Origin of the sequence: Paenibacillus sp. FSL M8-0212 (assembly GCF_038004645.1) — a bacterium.
Classification (GTDB): Bacteria; Bacillota; Bacilli; order Paenibacillales; family Paenibacillaceae; genus Paenibacillus.
The window spans coordinates 2,619,787-2,643,103 of record NZ_JBBORP010000001.1 but is presented as its reverse complement, the minus strand read 5'-3'; the positions used below and the strand labels follow the sequence as shown (position 1 = coordinate 2,643,103).

The following is a 23,317-nucleotide window of genomic DNA, read 5'->3' as shown; positions in this document are numbered from 1 at the left end:
TAATGCGATATCTTACGGGAGGTGTATGTAATGGGTAACAGGAAAGCTGTCTGGTTTCTGGTCTTTGCACTCACGTTCACCCTGTTTGGACTTCATCCTGAACGAACAAGCGCAGCAAGTGTCATTATAACCAATGGCACCGATTGGCTCGACACCGCAGGCAACCCCATCCATGCGAACAGCGGCAACATTCTGCAGGTAGGCTCGACGTATTATCTGTACGGTGAACATGCGGTGGGCGGCAGGTTCGACAGCGTGAACGTCTACACCTCCACCGATCTGAAAAACTGGACTTTCAGCAACGCCATCCTGACGAAAGATTCTGCAACCGAGCTGGCCTCCAGCAAAATTGAACGCCCCAAAGTCATCTATAACGCCTCCACTAACCAGTATGTGCTCTGGGCACACTATGAGAACGGTACGGACTACAACCTCGGGCGTGTAGCGGTCGCAACAAGCAATACCCCGAATGGCAAATTCACGTATGAAGGCAGCTTCCGCCCGCTGAATTATGAATCCCGTGACATGACCGTCTTTGTTGATACAGATGGATCAGGTTATCTGGTTACTGCTTCACGCAAAAATGGCGGAGCCAATGATACGATGGCTATTTTTAAAATGAATGCAAGTTATACCGGAATACAATCCTTCGAGGGCTGGCTGTTCGAGAACGCCTATCGTGAAGCGCCTGCTGTTGTGAAAAAAGGAAACCGTTACTACCTCTTCACCTCTCAAGCCGCTGGCTGGTATCCAAATCAGGGTGCTTATGCTACAGCAACTTCCATGACGGGCCCATGGACTGCGCTTACGCCATATGGCAATCCATCTGCCTTCGGTTCGCAGATACATGATATTGCCACGATTACAGGCAGCAACACCACATCTTACATCTACATGGGGGATCGCTGGAATCCGATGAACCTCGGAGAGCACAAACATATCTGGTTGCCGCTAACCTTGAATGATTCGAACGGAACAGCATCACTGGAGTGGTTTACAACATGGAATATCGATGCAGTAACGGGTGCGGTAACACCGCCTGCTCTCGTCAACCATGCCCAAGGCAAAACAGCTACCGCTATCTCCACAGCCTCCGGATCGTCTGCATCCAACGTTAATGATGGCAACTACCAGACTTCATGGGTGGCTTCCTCCAATAGCTGGCCTGCTTGGTGGCAAGTGGACTTCGGCGCACCAAAGACGATCACCGAGATCGACACCTCCTGGTTTATGTATAAAGGTTCTGAAGGGTACTACAAATACAAAATTGAAATTAGCAACGACGGAGTTAATTACTCCACCTTGGATCGCACCAATAATCTGACCTATGGCTTCACCACGGATGCCGTGCATTTCACTGCCCGTTATGTACGGATCAATATGGTGAACGCCGTCTTGTGGAATAATCCGGGGAACTGGTACACCCCAACCCTGCACGAGGTCAAAATGTTGGGTCCTGCAACACCTGAAGCCACAGGTTACAGCCGGTTCAGTTCGCACAACTATCCGGATCGATACATCCGTCATGCCAATTACACCGCTCGCGTGGATGCCAACGTCTCTCCTGTTCTGGATTCACAGTTCCGCGTCGTACCGGGCCTTGCCAGCTCCACGGGAATTTCACTGGAGTCCATCAACTTCCCAGGCTACTTCTTGAAGCGCAACACCAGCAATAAAATTGTACTTGAAGCTTATGCCGACACCTCCGCCTATAAGGGAGATGCTACGTTCCTAAGCAGCCCTGGTTGGGCTGACAGCACCAAAGTATCCCTTCAATCGTATAGCCAGCCCGGATATTACATCCGTCACTATGACTACGTGCTACAGCTCGATGCCATCAATGCATCCAGCAGCTCGACGGTGAAGAGTGACGCTACGTTTGGGCGAACCAATTTCTAAGCAAAATAATTGGAGTTGAGGAGGAGCCATCTACATCTACAATTCGAGGAAAGGCCGTTTTTTCAGGAGTCACAACTGAAGAAGCGGTTCTTTCTGCTGCACGGTTTCAGATATAGATGACTTAACCCCATCTCAGACTGAAAATGCACGTTTCATTAGAGCATAATCGCCAGCCAGACTGGCTAGTGGCTGCCAGCTCTCTATCGCTATTTTATAATGACCGGCATATGCCTCTGCATTCACCCGTACGTGCTCTACTTTTCCAAGAACCACATGATCTGTACCCACCTCGATAATACGATCCAGTGTAAGTTCAAAAGCAATCGGAGATTCCAGCACGGAAGGTACATCTACACGTATGCCCGCTTTGGGCGTAACGCCTGCCAGCTCAAACTCATTTTCGTCCGATGCTACATCTGCTGACGAACGCTGCATGGACGCTGCAAGTACAGCGGGAACTACATTGATCACAAACTCTCCCGTCTCTCGTATATTGACGAGTGTATCCTTCACTGTTCCTTCTCTCTCACCTACACCAGGCCCAATGGATAGGAGCAGCGTCGCCGGATTGCGTGAAGCAACGGTAAAAAAACTAAATGGAGCGAGGTTAAGCACACCCTCCATACTTCGCGTAGAAACCCAGGCAATAGGCCGTGGTACCACGGAACCGATCATCAATTTATACATTTCATCTATGGTGATATCACCTGTTGCAAACTCAAATACATTGTTTTTTGCCAATGACACTCGCTCCTTTTCCCCCTCCCAACAGAAGCTCCTTCGGTTTACAAAGCCCCATGGGAAACATATAGTTGGTATAAGAATATACACTTGTTCACCACAAAAAAAGTACGCACTTTGAAGTGCGTACCTGCATAAAGGAGCTTATTCGTGATGGATAATCCGAGCACAATCCCAATGGAAACACTAACTCCATTCGACTACACCCTATCCATTATCGGCGGGAAGTGGAAGATGAAGATCATGTATCAACTTGCCTTCCATGGGGTCACACGCTACGGCGAACTCAAACGGCGTGTCCCCGGGATCACGTACAAGGTATTAACCTCTCAACTGAACGATTTGGAACATGAAGGTGTGATAAAACGAGTGGAGTATGATCAGACTCCGCCCAAAGTGGAGTATTCCTTAACCCCCCGAGGCAAGAGTCTAATGCCCATTCTGGAGGAAATCTGCAAATGGGGTGTGCATAACGTACCTGAGGCACAAACGTTGCATGAATTATAGTGAACTATTTATGACTTCGGATAAGAGCGATACATGGTACGTATCATCTTGAGAATGCACCATTCTCCCTATTGTGGGGGCGGGAAGGGATTGCAGCTATTGCACTCGCCTTGCTAACGCAAAGAGGAGCTGTCTCAAAAGCCAAGTCTAAGGCTTTTGGGACAGCTCCTTCTTCTACTTACTTGTTATTAAAGCTTTGCACTATTCAATTTTATGTTTCAGTATATATATTTTAGTGAAATTCGGTGAAAGCTGATTAACTTTAGCAACTCCCTCTTTATACATCACATACAGATTACCGTCTTTGCCTTTCGTGATTTGTATATCGTGAACTTCAGTTGAGGAGAAACCAGGTTTGTCTACGGCGACCCACTCGCCCTCGTATTTCATGATGGTTGCCCGTTGACCATTTGCCGAATCTTCATAAGCAACATAAGGAATATCGTACTTATCAATGAAGAGGCCCACATACGAATTTCTTCTCATCGAAGAGTTGAACTCGCCAACCTTTTCCCAGTCCGTTCCATTGTATCTCATCAGGACCCAAGGGGAAGCAGCTGTGGAAGGAGCGGAATACAGTACATAAGGCATCCCCTCTGAATTGAGTTCCATTTTGACGTATATCCCAGACCCAGGTTCTACATCCACTCGGCCAAAGTCACCGATCCGCTCCCAAGCTCCATTGATGTATTTGAGAACAGCTACATCCAGAATACTAGCGTTAGTTTGCACCGCATTCAATACATATGGGATATTGTTTTGATCGAATTGGATGACTGCACTACCCGTCTTCTCACCAAGATCTTCTCCACCGGTTACAGCCACCCATTGATTTCCTTCGTATTTCACTACCTGCATCTTATTGTCTGAATTATTATACACCAGGTAAGGAACGTTATTGTGGTCAAACGCAATGTCTGATCCTTCTCCCGGAAGAGATCCATTACGGGCTATATCTTCCCAGCTACTTCCGTTATATCTCTGCAAATATACACCTTCGCCGCTGGAAGAAGTCTGGTAAAGAATGTCTTGATTGTCCAAGGCAAACCTCGTAAGCCAATTCTTCTCCGTGCCTTGGTAGATATTTTTCCACTCGCCTCCCTCGTATTTGTCCATGTACAAATGATCAACATAACTATAACCACCAAGGCCACCCTGATAAGCATCATGTTTATTATAAGAAGCGTAAATCGTACCTTGGCTGTCGGTTAAAATTTGATACGTTCCTGACGCTCGTGGCAACGTAGCTACGTTTAACCACGGTGTTACCGTCCATTTGGCGTACAGGGTAAGGCTGCTTGTCACTGCCGTTTGGAAATCGTAGGCTATTGTTCCTTCGAGATCGCTGTACCAGCCTGCGAACACATAACCTTCCCACATCGGAGCAGTAGGTGCCGTAGCATGGCCACCAGGACTCACAACTTGATCATCCACAGCCGATCCACCGTTGCTATCAAAGCTCACCGTGAGTTTGTCGGATGTCCACTTGGCATATAACGTCAAGTTATCCGTCACTGGTGTCGTGAAACTGTAAGCTTCATTCAGGCCTGCATCACTGTACCAACCGCTGAATATATATCCGTCCTTTGTCGGAACGGCAGGAGCTATAGCTTGTCCGTCATATTCTACGGTCTGAGCATCTACGCTCGAACCTTCGTTGCTCTCAAATGTTACCGTATAGGTTACTGTCCATTTGGCGTACAACGTGTGGCTCGCCGTCACCGATGTCGTGAAGTCATAAGCTTCGTTCAGACCGATGTCACTGTACCAACCGCCGAACACATAACCTTCACGTATTGGGGCAGCAGGTTCCGTAGCCGTATCGCCGTCACTCACGGACTGGCTGCTCACCAATGATCCACCGTTGCTGCTAAAACTTACCGTATAGCTGTTTCTTGTCCACTTCGCGTAGAGCATTATATTTTCCATAACTCCTGCTGTGAAACCATAAGCAGTCGTCAAGTCTATATCGCTGTACCAACCACTGAAGGTATAGCCTTCCCGGATAGGAACGCCGGGAGCGGAAGCCACAGCGCCTTCGTTCACCGTTTTGGCATCTACGTTCGACCCACCATTACTTTCAAAAGTCACCGTATAGGTATTCGGTACATAAACCGTCCACTTTGCGTACACCGTAAGATCCGTCGTCACTACTGCTGTTGTGAAGTCGTAAGGGGTGATCAGCTCTATGTCGCTGTACCAACCACTGAATACATAACCTTCGCGCTCCGGAGCGACCGGAGCTTCAGCTTTAGACCCTTCATTCACCGTTTGGCTCGTGACTACTGAGCCTTCGTTACTCTCGAAGCTCACCGTATAGCGTAACAGCCACTTCGCGTACAACGTAAGGTCACCCGTTACCGGTGCCGTAAAGTCGTAGAGAGTTGTCAGATCGCTGCTAGTATACCAACCGCCAAATACATAGCCTTCATTCGTCGGTTCAATCGGTGTGCTAACCAAGTTGCCGTATCCCACCGTCTGGTTCTCCACTTCTTCCGCTCCGTCATTACTGTTGAATTTCACCGTGTAAGCGTTCGTGGTCCATTGCGCGGTGAACGTCATACTTTCCTCAGGCATGGTCGTCGGAGGAGTCGGTGACCATCCCGCGAAGACATGTCCCTGCCAGATCGGTGTACCTAGATATAGCTGCGTCGTAGCGCCAAACGGAACTTCAATAACTTTGGTCGCCTGACCAGAACCGTTGTAATCGACCGTCAAGGTATGGGCATCGCGCTTGTAGTACAGTTTCAACACTGTTTTTCCATTGCCCGTTATTTGGCTTGTTAACACCGTTCCCGGAACATTTTCATCGAATTTAAACCCAGCATAGGATCTAGGGGTTATATTCGTCAGATTAGCTTCTGTATCGGTAGCTCCGCGATACGTTTCCGTATCGGCCACCGTATAGGTGTCACTCGCCATATTCTGCTTCAAGTATACGACTTGGTAAGGCGTATCTTCTTTGGCAGACCATATAGCGGTGTACTCAGTATCCGAAGTCGGCATGGTGCCTGGCACTTCCGGTGACCATCCAGCAAAAGTATAACCCGTTCTAGTCGGCGTCGGGATACGACCCGCAATATTTCTGCCAGCCGGTTCGGTTATCGTGCTGCGTGGAGCGCCTGGATAACCTAGATTGAAAGCGACGGTATGACTCGCCGGGTAGTACTCGATTCTTACAACCGTCGATCCGTTTCCTTTGATGATTCGTCCGACGGATTCTCCATTCGCATAACCCTGGCTCTTGAATCGGTCAGAATTGATGCGAATCTCCGTATCGGTCGTTCCAGTCAATAGCTCTGTATACGCAGGTGAAGCCGAAGTCGCTTTCCTTGTATCCGGGTCTATCAAATAATGCTCCACTGTATACGGCGTATTATGGTTTACCTTCCAATGCGCGTACAGCTCGTAATCATCCTTAGGCATACGGCTTGGAATCGTTACCTTTGTTCCCCCTGTAGCTGCCGTATACCATCCGTCAAATGTATAGCCCGGATAGACCGGAGTAGGTACATTAACCGCTGCATTATAAACAAAAGGAAGTACCTGAGTCACGCCACCGTTCCCTGGGTGTAACTGGAAAATGTATTCACCCGCTGTGACGCGCCACGTCAACGGAATGGTGCGCTTAAGTGGATCAGACGTAAATGAGAGCGGAGCACCCTTCCAAGTAATGACCAAGCTCCCCTTACTCACTGGACGACTGGTGTCTACCACCTCGATCTTCCCGTCAGCCTCGTTAACCTTGAAATTCGGATTGTCCACCTGGATATCGAACCTCGAAAGATCATATCCCTCAGTATCCGTGTCGCCTGTCGTCAAATCAAACGTACTCATCGTGAGCCACAACTCCGGAACAGCGATGGATGACGCAGAACCCGCTAAGGTAAATTCAAGTGATTCATCCTGCGGATAGGCGAAGTCATAGACGTTATCCGGTTCCCCAATGGTATAGAGCGGCCACTCTTTATCGACCAGCTCTTTGCCAGCCGAGAGGGCTCCATCACCCAACTGGGCACCGACTGCGACCTCTAGATAAATGCCAATCTCAACGAACAGGGCACCTAGAGACTTCGTGGTCTTCACCCCGCTCACATTTTTCAACTGATAGTAGAAGTAGCCCCACAGATTCACATACACACCAGGTTCTACAGCAAGCCCGATACTATTCAATTTGACACTGCCAAGTCCTGCTTTAACCTCCATATGAATACCGGCTCGCAATCCAAGCGTGCCCATCACATAGAAAGTGAATTGGTAATCGCCGTCTCCCGGCAGACTGACCGTATTGCTTGAGCCGCTAAAACTCAACACGCGCAAGGTCACAGAGTAACGCTTCGCCATCTTGTAGTAGAAATCTGCACCTATTGTCAAGTTAACCTGAGCACTAACTACAAACTCTGCTTCAAATTTGACTTCTACAATCCCGTAAGCCACGCGCACACTTTTTTCAAAGAGCTCTTTCTTGATTAAAGGAACCCATTCCGTGTCTTTCTCCAACATCTCTTGGTACTGTTCCTTCAATTCATCCGTATCTATGGAGGTATCTTGTACACCGTCCATAGACGCTTTGATTTGCGTGGCGATGTCCTGTACCTGACCTAACCTGCCGGCTTTTTTCTCTCCGGCCCAGTTATTCAGTGCAGCCTGCAACTTATCGTGTTCAATGAGAGCCATCTCTGCTGTAATATTAAGTCCGGTATAGCTGTAGGCATCCAGATTCGCAGTGATCACATAATCGTCGATGCTATACCAGTAAGGGATTCCCCACTTTTTCAGCCAATGCCCCTGCATATCACCATTAATGCCGAGATCCAGACTCATTTCTTGAACGAATGTACTGGTCATATGGATAACCATGTCGCTGTCTTCATTAATATTCACAACAATATCGGCGCCGACTTGCAGTGTGGCGCTGACGCCGGAACTTCGGCCGTTAATATTCTTCAGAATCGTCCCGAGTGAAGCAACGACAGTCAAATTCTCCACGCTGACCCGGCTACTTTTACCCGAGGCCAGGGAAGACTGAGCCTTGATCTGCTGGATTTCTTTCAAATCCCTGATATCCTTCGTTTCCAGGGCTAGATCAGATAGATAATCTGCGGCCTGATTGACAAATCCACTAGCAATCGCTTGCTGCTCGATCTGCTCTTCAAGCTCCGCGATCTGCTCTTCCGATAACAGATCCTCGCCGTCAATTGCTTGCTTCTGATAGATGTTGAAGACATTCTCAATATCTTCAATAGAAGCATCGGTATATGCGATAACATCCATCTCTGCTGCAGGCGTAATCGAAGTGATACGTCCATAACTGACAACTCGAGAACCTTCTTCAGCGAAGTTGCCTTCATAAAAACCGATAAAGTCGCCCACATCGACTGTGGTTAACTCATCCAAGCCGAACGGCTCATACAGGCTGTCGCTGTAGTTCATCTGGGTATGCTCAACTGTGATGGAGTTGTTATTCGGGTCTCCATCTGTGTCCGCTTGTACACTCACCGGCAGAACATCCGGCTTGAGCAACACTTGCTTGGTATCTGCATGGTCATAGGTATAAGTACTTCCGTCTACCTCTGTGATCTGGACGTAGGCCACATCGCCGTCGTCAGCGCCTGTGGTTTCTAACGTGCGCAGATCGGGACGAACCCCTTGATAAATGGCGACGGTATCGCCGACTTGAATCACGGTGTTGCCGGAATACACGAACGTTCCGCTGCTCGCATTCGCTTCAGCGAGCACATTTTCGCTACCGCCCACTGTCGTGCTAACTACCGGAATCGATGGTGAACCAACAGCTTCGCCATTCAATATCATATCCGTGACATCTGTGAATGGAAGATAGATCATATCCGGATTAAGCGGAATATCAATAACCTCTTGCTTGGCAACACTAAACACGTAAATGCTTGTCGTCTCATCTTGTCCTTGGAACGACAGCTTGTCATTCGTCAACTCCAGTTGGTATGTGTTGCCTTCGACGAACTTACCGTCTTCCGCTGCAGATGCTACGGTGAAGACTCCGTTCCCGCCAGAGACGGTAACCCCTTCGAATTCGGGATTTGCCGTATCCACGAAGGTCATCCCCTCTTTGACCTGGGATTCCGTTAGACTGCCCGATGAATCCTGCACCTTAATGGTGAAGTTCGGCGCGACATCCAATACCGAATAGCTTGGTACGCTCTGTACGGCACGATCTATGCTATCGGTATACTTCGCATACAACTTTGTATCCGCGTTCAGGGTGCTGCCGCTTGCGAAGATGAGTGAAAGATCACTATCCGCAAACCACCCTTGGAATATATATCCTTCTTTTGTTGGAGCCGGCAGGTTATTTAGCGCTTGGCCTTTCCGCACTTTCTGCGCGTCAACTGGCGTACCTCCGTTGCTCTCGAAGGTAAGTGTGTATGTAGCCTCACCGGTGTTACCGCCTCCGCTGCCTCCAGACGTTCCGCCGCCACTATTACCACCTGCTGATGGCGTTGGCGTCGGTGTCACCGTTGGTGTCGGTGTTGGTGTTGGAGTAGGCGTAACCGGCGTTTGATTCTGATTTTTCCACGCCTCTACAACCGCGTTGTTACGCATGAAGAGAACCGCTGCTTCCGCGCGAGTCGCTTGTGCACGCGGATTGAAGTTCCCCTTTTCATCCCCGGTGAACACACCGGCTTGCCACAGCTTGATGACCGCGTCAGCCGCCCAAGGCGATACATCCCCGAGATCGCCCGGCTCTGTCGTGACCGGATTCTCGGTCTGATAAGGGATCTGTTCGCTTTCGAAATACCGCAACGTCATCGTCGCCATTTGCTCCCGAGATACAGTGGCATTCGGCGAGTATTTTCCTCCGCCCGTACCGTCGGTAATTCCTTCCTTAACTGCCCATTCGACATATGGGGCATACCAACTGCCCGCTTGTACATCGGCAAAGCTAGAAGTAGAATAAGCTCCTGTATCTACCCCAGCCATCCGTCCGAGTGCCGTCACGTACATGGCACGTGTCATGGTCCCCTTAGGAGAGAAGCTACTCGCGTTCGTTCCGCTGAATATGCCCTTCTCCTGCACATGGACGACTGCATCATAGAACCAGTCCGTCGGACTCACATCCTGGAACCCACTGGATGTGGTTACTTTGGTCTGCTGCATCGGCAGTTCAGCCGCTGCCGCCGATTGTGCTGGTAATATGGGCACGGCAGACACTATTAAGCTGATCACCAGCATCCACATCAGGACCTGCCGGCTCACCTTCCATCCCTGTCTTACTTTCTTCACGTTCATTCATCCCTTCTATGTATAGATCAATCTAAAAAAGACCGTCCAAAATCTGTTTCTAACCAAGCTAATCAACAAAGCCAGACTAATAGCGGAAACCACTGACCCAGATCGGGATCATTGGTCTCCTGCGAGTCAGTTCGCTTGGCAAGTGGAGATCAAACGAGGAAAAACTTTACATACAGAAATGGCATTGTCCTAGCTGCGGCGTTCAGCACGTTCAGAACATCAACGTCAGCTCAAACATCCGACTGGAGAGATCCGACTGCTTTAAGGTACGATAATGCCAACTTTACAGAATGAATTCGTTCACCGACCTTTCTTATCAGTCGCAGTCGAATTGTGACACCGACACAGGCAAATTATGTCGTTTTTTCTTCCGTATTTTATCATGCGAGATAGGGGCGCTTGTGAAACATAAAGAAAACTTTAAGTAAGCAACAACTCACAAGCGAGAACATCATAAACACAAAAAAGGCGTAGGGAGGGTAACTCCTACACCACTATTTTTTCAGGAACTCTTTAACTAGTCCTTAATCCATTCCAGATGATTTGCGTCTAAACGATCTCACACTCCAAAATCGACTACACAGAACTATTCTCCTCCCAGCGCCGTCTTTGAGGAATCGAAAAAATACTTCTATGCTTCTTAGATCTTAATGAGATAAAAGGCTCCTGCTGATTCTTCGCCACATTGTGGGCGATATGCCTGAAGCGCAGCCCGCTTTCGAACTCGGGATTAAGCGCAATCGGGATACCCTTATGTACGGAACGTATAATTTCTACATCGGCATGGATCACGCCAATCACACCAATATTGAGAATACCGATGATATCCTCCATCTTTACCGTTGCCGAACGGGCTTCCTGTTCGTCGGCCATATTAATGATGAGCTGTGGAGAAGTCGGTATCCTATTTTCTAATAATCCGATTACGCGATCCGCGTCTTGAAGCGACGTACGATGCGGCGTAGTTACGACAATAGCTTCATCTGCTGCTAAAGCTGCATTCCAGAATCCATTTTCAATGCCTGCTGGCGAATCGATCAGCACATAATCATAACCCCGGGCTACTTGCTGCACGGCCTCGCCAAAAACTCGCGGATCATCGTGATGCACCGCGTCGTTACTACAGGAGATAAAGGACAAGGTACTGATTCGCTTATCTTTCACGATCACTTGATGTAAAGCACAACGGTCGGTCAGGAAATCGGAAATATGATAGATCACCCTATTGCTCAAACCAAGCGGAATATCCAGATTTCTCAATCCAAAATCAGCGTCGATCAGGCAAACGCTGCTCCCCGATAATGCAAGGGCAGTCCCGAGATTAGCCGTGACCGTTGTCTTGCCAACTCCACCTTTCCCTGATGTGATACATATAACTCGTGCCATCGGAGCCACTTCCTTCTTCAAGTACTAATGCGGGACAGCAACCATTTCTTCACGTATTATCGTTTGATCCGGCTTGAATGTAACGTCCTCGTAGCTAATAATCAGTTACAATTTGTTGAAATATGTCGTTATATCGACCACTGTGATTTTATCATGATGGATTATCCTACTTGAGAAACCTAAAGAAAACTTTAAATCCGTGCGTATTGGATCGTTTAATTCTTCGGAGAGATGGCACATCATTTTGACGAGGATGGAAAAGCGCAGATGGGTGTTGAAAAAATCAATACCCTGAGTCGAATACGAAGCTAGTGGAACGAACAAAAAATGGGAAAATAGCGTCAGGTACTGCTCCAACGCCATTTTCCCATTTATAATAGATTACCACCCTTACTGCTATATTCATGCTTGTGAAGTACTATTTAGAAACCAGCATATATCCGCTCCCCCGAACCGTAATGATTCGCTCGGGGTCGGCAGGGTCATACTCGATTTTTTTGCGTAAATTACTGATGTGTACAGCCACCGTTCTCGTATCCTCCAGACTTTCCATTCCCCATATGATTTGAAACAACGTATCGACACTGACGACACGATTCACGTTTTGTGCCATATAGGACAGCAGACTGAACTCTTTTTTCGATAAATAGATAGGTTTACTCCCCGTGTTGACGGACTGACTATAGAAATCCAGTGTCAGACCCGGTAACTCCAGCAATTGTTCCCTTTTGCCCGTCGACACTCTGCGAAGGTGAGCCTTAATCTTGGCCATGAGCACTCCAGGACTGAATGGCTTGGTCACATAATCGTCGCCACCATAGGATAATGCGCTAATTTTCACTTCATCTTCCTCCTGGCTGCTCAGAAACATAATCGGCGCACTGGTGAAATTACGCGCATTCCTGCACCAATCAATGCCGTTTTCATTAGCCAGCAATATATCCAGTACAATCAAATCTGGCTCGAACGATGCAAGCAGCTTCATGGCTTCTGTCCCGCTATGGCTGTAAGTGGAGATAAACCCCTCCCGTTCGCAATACACCTGAACAATCTCGCATATATGAGGATCATCATCAACGATCATTATTTTGTGAGTGTCCATCCCATCATCCCCTTCCTTCATTGCCGATACAAGGAAGCGTTACATAGAAAGTTGCCCCCATCTTACCGTCGCTCTCCGCTCGAACTGTCCCTCCTTGTGCGAGTACGATTTCCCTGCAAATCGCTAGCCCTAGCCCACTGCCTTCTATTCCATTCCCCAAGCCCGGCCGATCGTATCTGTAATTACGTTCGAAGATTTGCTCAAGCTGATCCGGAGGAATACCCATGCCAGAATCCTGTATGCTAATGATCGCATGGCGAGTATGATTTACCTCTTCCACAGCTAGCGTAATACGCACCAGCCCTCCGCTGGAGGTGAACTTCATAGCGTTCGACACTAGGTTAAATAAAGCCTGCTCTACTCTTTTGGCATCCATCTCGACAACAGGCAAGTTCGATCGTTGATCCTCCGTATCTCCGATATCCAGTGTGAAATCTAATCCTGCGTCACGTACAACCAACTCATATTGTTCAAAAAAATCACGCAAGAAGGGAATGATCTTAACCGGCTCCTTTCGGTACGAGACTTGTCCGGTCTCCAAATGCGATAAGAAGGATAACTCCTCGATCATGCGGTTAATCCTTATCGTGTTCTCCCGGATATACTTCAGATATTGTTCATTGCGTTCCGGCTTGACCCTGTCCTGTATAGCTTCTACATACCCAAGCATGCTGGACAGCGGCATACGCAGATCATGCGTAATGTAGGCAAGAAGCTTCTTCCTCCCTTGCTCGGAGTGAAGCAACCGGTTATACGAAGTGCGGAGATCATCATGGGCTGTAGATAAGGCCCGTGTGCGCTCATCCACGGTCCGTTCCAAGCTAATATTCATTTCGATCAGCTTGTCGTTAGCATCCTGCAACTCACGTGAGATTCTCTCCTCATTGGATGCCGTCCTCGTAAATCTCGAAGAAAGCAGAATCATTTGTGCGATCGTAAATATCAATAAACCAAGCGGGGATGTATTTCCAATCAGCGACCATCCGTTATAATATAAAAAATCGTTGATCACCGTAATCAAAGTAACCACCGAAACCAGCAGGAAGATCAATGCTCCCTCCATACGTCGCAAAGCTACTTGAACCAGCCCGAACATCAGATAAACCATATGTAGAACAACCATCACACCGATGATCAGCAAAAAATGAGTATATATAAGTGCAGGGGTTACCATAACAAAGATACACGATGCCCCCGTTGCGACCCGGGTAGCAAATCGAAACCATCGGGACACATAATTCGGAAAAATACAATCAAAATACATGGTGATGATATATCCGCTGACGCAAAGAATCAGATACTCGATCTTGAACTGCAATTCCCAAGGGAAATGAGGTAGCCATTGTGTAAGGACAAGCTCGCCGTTGAGTGAGGATCGGATACTAAGTAGTACAGTGAACAGGCCAAAATAAAACGGGGCTCTGTCCTTGCGTCGCAGCATGAACAACAGCAGATTATACAAACCGATCACCAGTAAACTTGCCGTGATGAACATGTCGGCGGCAAGATTCAAATTGGTCTTGGTCGTCAGTACATCACTGCCACCCAGTTCGATGTATTTGGTAATACCACCCCGATTATGTTGGAAGTTAGCTACTTGTAGCACCAGCTCTAACGTATCATTTTCAGGCCGAACAAATAACAGCCTCGTTGCCAGATGTGGGGTCATGCTGTTCTTGTCCTGACCAACCGTACCAACTTGTGCTAGGAGCTCGCCATTCACCCATAATTTATACGCATGAAAAATGCTGGGCAGACGTAGAGCAAGACGCTCTTTTTGATCCTGCTCGCTTAATTGAATAACCAGTCGATAAGTCGCATAACCTGTCCCACCCAGCGTCTCTCCCTCTAACCGGTAGCCAGACCAAGAGCTCGGGATATTGATCCAGTAGTCCTGATTTCCTTCCCTTGCCGAACGAACCCTTATGTCCTCAGGCGACAGTAGCTCTTGCCAGTAGAACGCCCACTCCCCTGTTAACTGTTGCGGATTCGTACTGACCTGAACCTGCGTTAAATCCAGAATACCTTTTTCACTTTGGAACTTAGGAGAGTCCTGCTCAGAGAGGACGACATAGCCTGCAACCAAGCCAACAACAACAGCAGCAACGATATAAAGCCAGACCTTACGAGAACCGACTCGGAGAATCTCCCTCATGATGAACCCAACCCCATTCTACAAGAGCGCAATAAGTAAGTTGATCATCCAAATAATATCATCATTACAGGAAATTTACCCTGCAAATTTCTAGCAGGAGTTGATAGTTAACATCACGATGAGACCCTTTTGGCACGCACTTAGCTGGGCATGCCACCACAAAAAAAGTACGCATTTTAAAGTGCGTACTTATATGAAGGAGCTTATTCATAATGGATAATTCGAGCACAACCCCCATGTGCCGGAATCACAAACACTTCATGAACTATAAAGAACTATTAATGATCTCTGCGAATGCATCCCTGTTATACGTATCATCCTGAATGCGCCATTCTCCCTGATCTTGCAAAAAGGTGATATCGCCCGATAGCGGAATAGACTTGAACTCCTTGCCGTTCTCGTCTGTAAACTTCAGATCGAGCGTGTATTCCACAAGAATCCAGTCACTCTTGTTATCTTTGATCTTGGTTTGTATATTTTCAGGATGCAGCTTCGCTTGTTCGATGTGTGCAACCTGAAGAGGTAACACAATATATCGATTAGCCATGTAAGCCTCATAATTCCTGGAGGTCAGGAACGGCTTCATGGTCTCTCCTTTGGCCAATAACCCTTCCATCTCTAATGTATCCTCATAGTTCTTACCATCCACGGTGAGTTCTATTGTCTTATACTCCAGCGACATTTCGAGCGCTTGTTGCTGCTCCTCCGAAGTCGCCTTCTGGTCCCCCGTATGACTTGGCTGTTCCGTTGCTGGTGGAGTGACGGGTTCCGTGCTTTCCGCTGGTTCAGATGATGTACATCCCATTAACATGGCGGCGGAAAGAAATAATATCCCCATCACAGATGCCAACTTGCGCATGGTTAATCCCTCCCTTTCTCGTCAGTATTACTCTCAATTATCCCTTCAATAGGATATAATGTCCAGTTATTGGGCGCATCTGAACAGACACCCAGTGAATTACATCCATTGGGTGTCATCTTCATCATAGATTGTGTTATAGTCGTCGGGAAGTGATTTGGAGGAGATAATGATGATGATCAAAATTGCAACTGGACCAACTCTCGAAGGATAGCGCCTGCGGGTCCAATAACTGCGTGTTTCCTTCAACAATGAAGGTGTGAAAGCTATGTCAACTTATCAAGTCGTTCCCATGGTCTATAACTCCAAGGAACAGATTGAAGCAATTATTTTACTCGAACAACAATGTAAACAGCTCGATTCCATTCATCTGAAAGCAGACCTTGACCATATCAGTAAAAAAGACGGAGACCATGCACTCCTCTGTTATCGCGACGGTGAATTGGCAGGACTCCTCAGTTGGTATGCTTCTGACGTCGTAACCGGAAATATTAACGCCATCGTACATCCGCATTATCGTCGCCAAGGTGTGTTCAGCAGCCTACTGAAAAGGGCCACCCTGGACATGAAACCACAGGGAATCAACCAACTCAGTTATCGCGTTCCTCAGGGTTTATCTCCGGGTGTTCTTACTGCCCAATCCCTTGGAGCCATTTATGATCGCGCCGAGTACTCGATGCAACTTGTGAATGAGGTCCTTTCGGTTGTGGAGCCACCTGAACTAACGTTGGCCGTGGCAGAAACGGAGGATATGGAGTTTATGGTCACTTGCTCATCCCAAGCTTTTGGAGATTCGGAGGAATGGACAAGCGAGTACTTTATGCAAACAAATGAACCCAGCCGAGTCACCTATATTGCATGGCAGAATCAACTGCCTGTTGGGCTGGTACGGGTCAACTCCATTAATGCAACAACCGCATTTATTCATAACTTCTGTATCTTGCCTGCTTATCAAGGACACAAACTGGGGCGCACTGCGCTTAGCATCCTGGTTGATCTCCTAAGGAAACAAAGCTATACAGATATTCGCCTATCTGTTGTTACCGAGAACAAACGCGCCTTGAATCTGTACCGCAGTGTTGGTTTTGAAGTGAATTCCGAGTATCACTATTTCAACGGCAATCTATAAAAGGCAATGGAGAGAGAGCGTTTTCCTCAAAGGGAGACGGTCTCTCTTTTTATATATTGGAGAATTGGAAAATCAATTTATAGCCATCGAACGTTTGCCCGTACATTTCCCGATAGTTACCTTCGGTATAATTAGCTACTGTTTTCCGCCAGAAAGATTGGCCAATCTTATTGTTCTCCGATGGATTGGTGAACAACTCCCAGTTTCCTCTAAACATTGCGAAGATACTCGATGCCGCGTGTTCAGCAACGCCTACACCTCGAAAAGGCTGCATCAGAAAGAAGTCATGTACAAAGAAATCCGTGCCTTGTGAACAATATGGCGGAGTAGCCACAAACGCAAAACCTGCCGGTGTACCCTCCACAGTAATCAGGAACGGATAAAGACACTCCGGTTTTTCCCACCAGATGTTCTGTACATCATACTGATCCTGTAACGTTTTATAATCAGGACTTGGTTCGAAAATGCCATGTTCGTTCGGGGTATGCTCTCCACCCAGACCATAATGTCCGGATAGATCATGAAGGTATAGCGGGTACATATTTTTAATCACATACGCCTCGTCTTTATTCGTTAATTTCACTTCTATATTCATATTATTCATATTCACCAGCCTTACCAGATGATTTAAGGAGTTAATTCATGAACTCTCACCGCATAACCTTTTACCGTCAAATGAATTGTACGCGTAATTAACAACCTCGAATATGTAAAAAAGCTTTAATAACCATTCTTTATTCTTACAGTAAAAAAGCCACATTCGATTGCTCGAACATGGCTTCTATCGTTTCATCCCTTTTTGCAATATACAATTTTCTTGATGCTATCGATGGATAAACAGTATTGGTCCACAAGCTGATCGATGGTTGTTCCCGCAGCAAAAAGCTGGCGGATCTCGTCGTTCCGCTCCCGGACAATCCTTCTGCCACCCGAGTTCTCGCCCCACTTCTTGTGGGCATCCTTGGGCCTCGGAATATAGACCAGGCCTCCGGGGATATGACGCTGTATTTCTTTGAGTAATTCTTCCGGAAAGATTGTATCCGCATTAATATATTTCACGTTGCTCCACTCCTTAAAAGTTAAAATCTTTAAGGCAGCAGAGTCGTACGATGAACGCATTGGATATGCACTATAATGATATGGCGGAAGTGGATTTCAGGCTCTATGCAAACAACCGCCGTTGTTCATCACATGGACTCTGCATAGAGCGGGTCGTTAAATTTATTATGAATCGAATCATGGTAGCCCCCCATTCAGTAAAGTTTATTCGTGCTGAAGAACTTTTAACTGTCCATTCCATAATAAGGTTTACTTTCCCTAATGGCAAAATCTACACGTCGAATCTGTAATATACCCCTGTTAATTCTTCTGATACGCTCCATAGCTTGTTTGAAATGTTAGCATCATATAATTTTTCGATGATCTTAGCGCTCTTGGGATAGCCCTTAGTGCCGCCCATACCACTGGGAGCGATATACTCCCCTCCCATGATCGTCGTATCTGCTGCAGCATATAAGGTAGGTAATGCCCCCATATGTGCCGGTTGACTAATGATTTTCAAAAGACTGCGCATGAATATATTGGTCTGTTTCCCCGAACCGAAGGAAAATAGATTGGTATGCGAAATTCCTGGATGAGCGGCGATACTCATGGAATCAATATGGGCAGAATTAAATTTATTCTGCAGCTCTCTCGCAAACATCAGATTGGCTAGCTTGCTTTGGCTGTAGAACTTCATGGGATTATATCCTTTGGAGCCATCTAAATTATTAAAATCAATTGCACCATTATGAGCTGCCATACTACTTACAGTGACTACTCTCGATTTTGGAGTAGAGATCAATCTAGGCAATAGTAGGCCTGTAAGCGCAAAATGGCCTAGATGATTACTACCAAACTGTAATTCAAAGCCATCTTTCGTCAACTGGAATGGAGGGTTCATAATTCCTGCATTATTAACCAGAATGGACAAAGAATCGTATTGCTCAAGAAAAGCGGCTGCGAACTTACGGATACTAGCTAAATCGCTAAGGTCGAGCTGCATAACGATTACCTCTCCAGCTACATGCACAGACGACTTTATTTTATTAGCTGCCTTTTCACCTTTTTCCAGATTACGAACTGCAAGGATAACTTTCGCGCCTTTTTCAGCTAACGCTAATGCCGTTTCATAGCCTAAACCACCGTTCGAACCTGTCACAATCACTACTTTATCGGATACAGTCGGGATGATGTCTTTAGTCCAAACTTCGCTCATTTATCTACACACCTTTCTTATCTCTTCCTTGATACCCTAATATCCAGCGTTTGAAAGCTTTTATCCCCCACCATACTGACTTAAACTCCGTTCCAGCATCCCTCTAACCTGCTGCTGCAGTTCGAACGGAGATACCACCTTCACTTCCGGCCCATAGGAGAGTAACTTTCGCGCTGTAAAAGAGAACTCCTCCGGTGGAACCAATCCACGCCATTCTTGGCCTTCAACCGACTTGAACAACACATCTGACGCAGCAATCCTTGCTCCAAATTCCGTGAAATGCAGCACCACTTCTACGCTTGCTCTATCTTCTTTGGTATCTAGCCATGCCTTCAGACTGGGAACAGATTCATCCACCGATTCCATAACAGCCAACTGCTGCATGCGATCCACCCGATACAACAATACGCGATCCTTATTCCGGGCTGGCATGTACCAATGTCCCTGCTCATAGTAAATACCATATGGGAAGACCTGGACTTTTTTATGCCCATTGCGGGCATGATACATAAATTCAATTTCTCTCTTTTCTACCGCTGCACCCAATATCTCGGTTGTTAAAAGCTCGGAATGCCCACCGGGGTGCTGGACAAAGGTGATATGCTCCCTCATTCGCATAATCAGATCCTGTACATCTTCAGGCAAAGTAGAGAAATACTGTTCAGCCAGATGCTCACGCATCGACCCATACGGAAAATCCGGGACTTGCTGTAGATATTCCAGCATCATAAACAGTCCTAATGCCTCCTGCTGTGTCAGTTGAAGAGGTGGCAAAATCCGATTGGGCAATACCCGGTATCCACCGTTCACGCCAACTTCTGTGTACAAGGGAAAACCCAGCGCCTGCAATGCATCCAGATCTCGCTGAATGGTACGAACCGAAACGTCGAACCGTTCTGCCAGTTCCCGGGCAGTGAACTTCTGTCTGGAATCCATCAGGCGCATGATCGCCAGTTTCCGATGATTCATTTATTCAACATCCTAACTACGTCAACTTTTGTCATAGTTAAAGTGTATCATACATTGTAGAAGGGAGCGATGAACATGTCTGATAACAAAACAATTTTGTACATTGCTATGAGTTTGGATGGATATATCGCAAGACTGGATGGTTCGGTCGATTGGTTATTTGATGTGGAGGGTGATGGTAATCGGAGCAGATCGTTGATATACTGAAATGCTATCTTTAGATCTTTTGTCATTTGATAGAACTTACAACAATGCAATATTCGAAGTTGATTTCACATTCAAGTTATATTTACGGTATATCAGCCACATTATTAATCACTAATTACGATTATTAGCAAATTACAGATTTGATAATTAAATTAATTTAAAACTAATTTTATCTGCACATAAGAATGCAAAAGCCGTTACAAAAAGATCTGACTGGCCACTTTTCACATACCAAAGACTCGCCTAATATTAGGCGAGTCTTTGGTATGTGAAGTGGTAATCAGTTAGCCATTCCACTTATTTGCTGTTGATGAATAACTCCCATCACCTTTAATGTTGATAATTATCTCTCCACTAGTAGTTTGAGGTTTTATTTCCCAAATTCCAAAGCTCGTCTTAATAGATGATTTTGCACGAATACCATTGGAATCGCCAGGGGCAGGTCCTACTCCTGGTGTTTCGCCATCCAGATTCCAAAGACTCCATACTGGGCTGTAGAAGCTTGTAGTTGGGACAGAATCATGCCAAGTGATTTTTTTTCCATTGGTAATATAGGATTGCTTTAATGTATAAGTCCATAGAAGTAAATTATCTCCTGTTACGGCGCTATGTGCACTTAAAGAAACAGATGCATTCCAAATATCATTGGAGGCAGCAACGGCAGCTAGAGTTGAAACAGAGTTATTAGTCGATGTTAGCTGAATATAACTACCGTCATCAAAGGTATATGTAGCAACTGGATTGGATCCATCAACAGCCAAACCTGATTCTAGAGCTTCATCGATCTTGGCAGGATCATTAGCTTCAAGGGCAAATTGAGCTTGAACTACATTAGGTGAAACTGAACCTTCGATATCTGCGGCAAAGGCCGCTGTAGAAGAAGATAATACGAGTGTTGCGGCAAATAAGCTGATTAAATATTTTTTCATTTTCTTGCTCCCTTCGTAATACAATATGGTATAATTGGTTGCAACAATGTAATAGTACCATATTAAACCAGTTAATGTAACCCATTTTTATTAATATTTAGGAAGGAGATGAATATTATGTTAATTTCAAAGGAGCTAAGGAAGAAGGATTATATTATTTTCTTTTTCATCGCTTTTTTAGGTTTAATTGTAAATCTAACGGGAGATACAGGCAGTTCACTCATTTGGGCAATTGTCAAAATATTTATTGCCTCTCTGCTGGTATGTGTTGTGTTTGGTACATTGACAAATTTAATATTCAGAAAGAAGAGATCAAACTAAAAAAATCTTACTATATATTTATTCTGCAGCATTAAAATATATAGTGTGAGTACAAACAAAGACATAGATTTCAAAGAGTCCGTGAACAATAGTTTACGGACCTTTTCTATACGATGTGATTACAGAACTTTAACTTAATATAAAAAAATCATTGAAAACTATCTGACAAATCACTCTTACTACAATAATACTGAGGTGTAATAAAATTAATCACTTTGAGCGACAGCGTATGTATACATAATAATCAAAATTATTATATTTTATATATAGGAACAGAATATCCTTCATTCCTGACTCTACTGGGTCCAAATAAGTCCCCCGGAAACTCTCTAAGCTGCTGCTTCAAATTAGGTGTCAAGATCATCATCACTTCTGGGCCATAGTATATTATCTCTCGTACTGTGAAAGAAATTTCTTTGGTGCGGCAATCCTCGCTCCAAATCCTATGAGTTGCAGGCGCCACATCAACAATTTTTCTCGATTCTTTGGCATCTAGCCATACTTCTCAGACTCGGAATAGATTAATCCTCCGTTCGCGCCAACTTCTGTGTACAAGGGAAAACCCAGTGCCTGCAATGCATCCAGATCTCGCTGAATGGTACGAACCGAGACGTCGAACCGTTCTGCCAGTTCCCTAGCAGTGAACTTCTGTCTGGAATCCATCAGGCGCATGATCGCGAGCTTCCGATTATTCATGAATTCAACACCCTAATTACGTCAATTTTTGTCATAGTTAAAGTGTATCATACATTGTAGAAGGGAGCGATGAACATGAAGAATAACAAAACCATTTTGTACATTGCTATGAGTTTGGATGGATATATCGCAAGACTGGACGGTTCGGTAGATTGGTTATTTGATGTGGAGGGTGACGGAGGAGATAACGGATATGCTGCCTTTTATGAAACGATAGGTAGCGTTGTTATGGGACGTTATACGTATGAAGAGGTGCTCACACTTTCCGAAGATTTCCCCTATGCGGATCGGCCAACATATGTGCTTTCTCGCTCGGAACAGCCGTCCGCTCCGAATGTACAGTTTACAACCGAGACGGTAGATACCCTCATTCCTCGGTTAAAGCAGGATTCTGATGGAGACGTGTGGATTGTGGGTGGCGGCATATTGGTTCAAGCTGTGTTAGCCAAAAAATTACTGGATGAGATTGAAGTCGCCATCATTCCCAAAATTCTTGGTGAAGGCATCCCCTTATTCCCGATAGGTACTGTACCAAGTCAATTCAAAATGGTCCGAACTCAGACGCTCGGACAGATCATCTCGATTCGTTATGAGGTACAGAACAGCGGCACAGCGGACACACCACCAAATGTCTAGATAATGTATATAAGTTGAACTAATCATTTACATGATAACGGAGAGGACAGAAATAACCTGAAAAAGCGAAGCGTTCGCCTTTATCCCCGGATTTTCCCCTTTAAAAAAGGGAATGAAAAAAATCTGGGGATAACAGCGATTGGAAGGTTGTTCTGTCATCGTAGTGTCAGTGTAAATAATCTTTGTTCAACTTATATAGAAAAAGAGAAAGACCATTCTTGTGATAAAGGGACTCATACAGTGAGACACATC

General features: G+C 46.0%; 16 protein-coding genes and 2 pseudogenes. 6 read left to right on the top strand and 12 right to left on the bottom strand.

Annotated elements, in window-relative coordinates:
• Positions 1-30 precede the first annotated feature (30 nt).
• The gene (locus tag MKX68_RS11755) at positions 31-1,899 is read left to right on the top strand and encodes an AbfB domain-containing protein (RefSeq protein WP_340911693.1); all 1,869 of its coding nucleotides are present in this window, start codon (positions 31-33) and stop codon (positions 1,897-1,899) included.
• Between the two features lie 132 nt (positions 1,900-2,031).
• On the opposite strand, the gene MKX68_RS11750 is transcribed toward MKX68_RS11755, so the two are convergent.
• Positions 2,032-2,646 carry a flavin reductase family protein gene (locus MKX68_RS11750; RefSeq protein WP_340911691.1) on the bottom strand — a complete coding sequence of 205 codons (615 nt, stop codon included), beginning with the start codon at positions 2,644-2,646 and terminating at the stop codon, positions 2,032-2,034.
• Between the two features lie 147 nt (positions 2,647-2,793).
• Here MKX68_RS11750 and MKX68_RS11745 point away from each other — a divergent pair, with 147 nt between their 5' ends.
• Positions 2,794-3,147: a winged helix-turn-helix transcriptional regulator gene (locus MKX68_RS11745; RefSeq protein WP_340911689.1), complete on the top strand. Its 354-nt coding sequence runs from the start codon at positions 2,794-2,796 to the stop codon at positions 3,145-3,147.
• 201 nt (positions 3,148-3,348) lie between these two features.
• On the opposite strand, the gene MKX68_RS11740 is transcribed toward MKX68_RS11745, so the two are convergent.
• From MKX68_RS11740 to MKX68_RS11720, 5 genes are all read right to left on the bottom strand, one after another.
• Complete coding sequence (locus MKX68_RS11740; protein ID WP_340911686.1) at positions 3,349-10,410, bottom strand: InlB B-repeat-containing protein; 7,062 nt, start codon at positions 10,408-10,410, stop codon at positions 3,349-3,351.
• Positions 10,411-10,995: 585 nt separating this feature from the next.
• A complete protein-coding gene (minD, locus tag MKX68_RS11735; RefSeq protein ID WP_340911684.1) occupies positions 10,996-11,805 on the bottom strand; it encodes a septum site-determining protein MinD in 810 nt (269 codons plus the stop codon).
• 418 nt (positions 11,806-12,223) lie between these two features.
• Entirely contained in the window at positions 12,224-12,889 is a 666-nt protein-coding gene (locus MKX68_RS11730) for a response regulator transcription factor (RefSeq protein ID WP_340911682.1), read from the bottom strand.
• Positions 12,890-12,911: 22 nt separating this feature from the next.
• Positions 12,912-15,062: a sensor histidine kinase gene (locus MKX68_RS11725; RefSeq protein WP_340911680.1), complete on the bottom strand. Its 2,151-nt coding sequence runs from the start codon at positions 15,060-15,062 to the stop codon at positions 12,912-12,914.
• A gap of 265 nt (positions 15,063-15,327) precedes the next feature.
• Positions 15,328-15,921, bottom strand: coding sequence for a hypothetical protein (locus tag MKX68_RS11720; RefSeq protein ID WP_338589457.1), 594 nt, complete (start codon positions 15,919-15,921; stop codon positions 15,328-15,330).
• A 268-nt stretch (positions 15,922-16,189) separates the two neighbouring features.
• Between MKX68_RS11720 and MKX68_RS11715 the strand changes: the two genes are divergently transcribed.
• Positions 16,190-17,050, top strand: a complete 861-nt coding sequence (locus MKX68_RS11715) for a GNAT family N-acetyltransferase (protein WP_340911678.1) — start codon at positions 16,190-16,192, stop codon at positions 17,048-17,050.
• Positions 17,051-17,099: 49 nt separating this feature from the next.
• Here MKX68_RS11715 and MKX68_RS11710 read toward each other — a convergent pair whose 3' ends face one another.
• The 4 genes from MKX68_RS11710 to MKX68_RS11695 form a co-directional block, all read right to left on the bottom strand.
• Positions 17,100-17,633, bottom strand: coding sequence for a hypothetical protein (locus MKX68_RS11710; protein WP_340911676.1), 534 nt, complete (start codon positions 17,631-17,633; stop codon positions 17,100-17,102).
• A gap of 206 nt (positions 17,634-17,839) precedes the next feature.
• Positions 17,840-18,109, bottom strand: coding sequence for a CD3324 family protein (locus tag MKX68_RS11705; RefSeq protein WP_340911674.1), 270 nt, complete (start codon positions 18,107-18,109; stop codon positions 17,840-17,842).
• A 271-nt stretch (positions 18,110-18,380) separates the two neighbouring features.
• Positions 18,381-19,307, bottom strand: coding sequence for an oxidoreductase (locus tag MKX68_RS11700; protein WP_340911672.1), 927 nt, complete (start codon positions 19,305-19,307; stop codon positions 18,381-18,383).
• 60 nt (positions 19,308-19,367) lie between these two features.
• Positions 19,368-20,276 carry a helix-turn-helix transcriptional regulator gene (locus MKX68_RS11695; protein WP_340911671.1) on the bottom strand — a complete coding sequence of 303 codons (909 nt, stop codon included), beginning with the start codon at positions 20,274-20,276 and terminating at the stop codon, positions 19,368-19,370.
• A 69-nt stretch (positions 20,277-20,345) separates the two neighbouring features.
• Between MKX68_RS11695 and MKX68_RS11690 the strand changes: the two are divergent.
• Positions 20,346-20,456: pseudogene (locus MKX68_RS11690) on the top strand (dihydrofolate reductase family protein); the annotation flags it as partial.
• Between the two features lie 311 nt (positions 20,457-20,767).
• Here the strand turns inward: MKX68_RS11690 and MKX68_RS11685 are convergent.
• Entirely contained in the window at positions 20,768-21,412 is a 645-nt protein-coding gene (locus MKX68_RS11685; RefSeq protein ID WP_339787682.1) for a hypothetical protein, read from the bottom strand.
• A gap of 117 nt (positions 21,413-21,529) precedes the next feature.
• Here MKX68_RS11685 and MKX68_RS11680 point away from each other — a divergent pair, with 117 nt between their 5' ends.
• Positions 21,530-21,733, top strand: a complete 204-nt coding sequence (locus MKX68_RS11680) for a hypothetical protein (RefSeq protein ID WP_339190557.1) — start codon at positions 21,530-21,532, stop codon at positions 21,731-21,733.
• Positions 21,734-22,258: 525 nt separating this feature from the next.
• Here MKX68_RS11680 and MKX68_RS11675 read toward each other — a convergent pair.
• Positions 22,259-22,429, bottom strand: a pseudogene (locus MKX68_RS11675) (helix-turn-helix transcriptional regulator); the annotation flags it as partial.
• Between the two features lie 69 nt (positions 22,430-22,498).
• Here MKX68_RS11675 and MKX68_RS11670 point away from each other — a divergent pair.
• Complete coding sequence (locus tag MKX68_RS11670) at positions 22,499-23,065, top strand: dihydrofolate reductase family protein (protein ID WP_340911668.1); 567 nt, start codon at positions 22,499-22,501, stop codon at positions 23,063-23,065.
• Positions 23,066-23,317 lie beyond the last annotated feature (252 nt).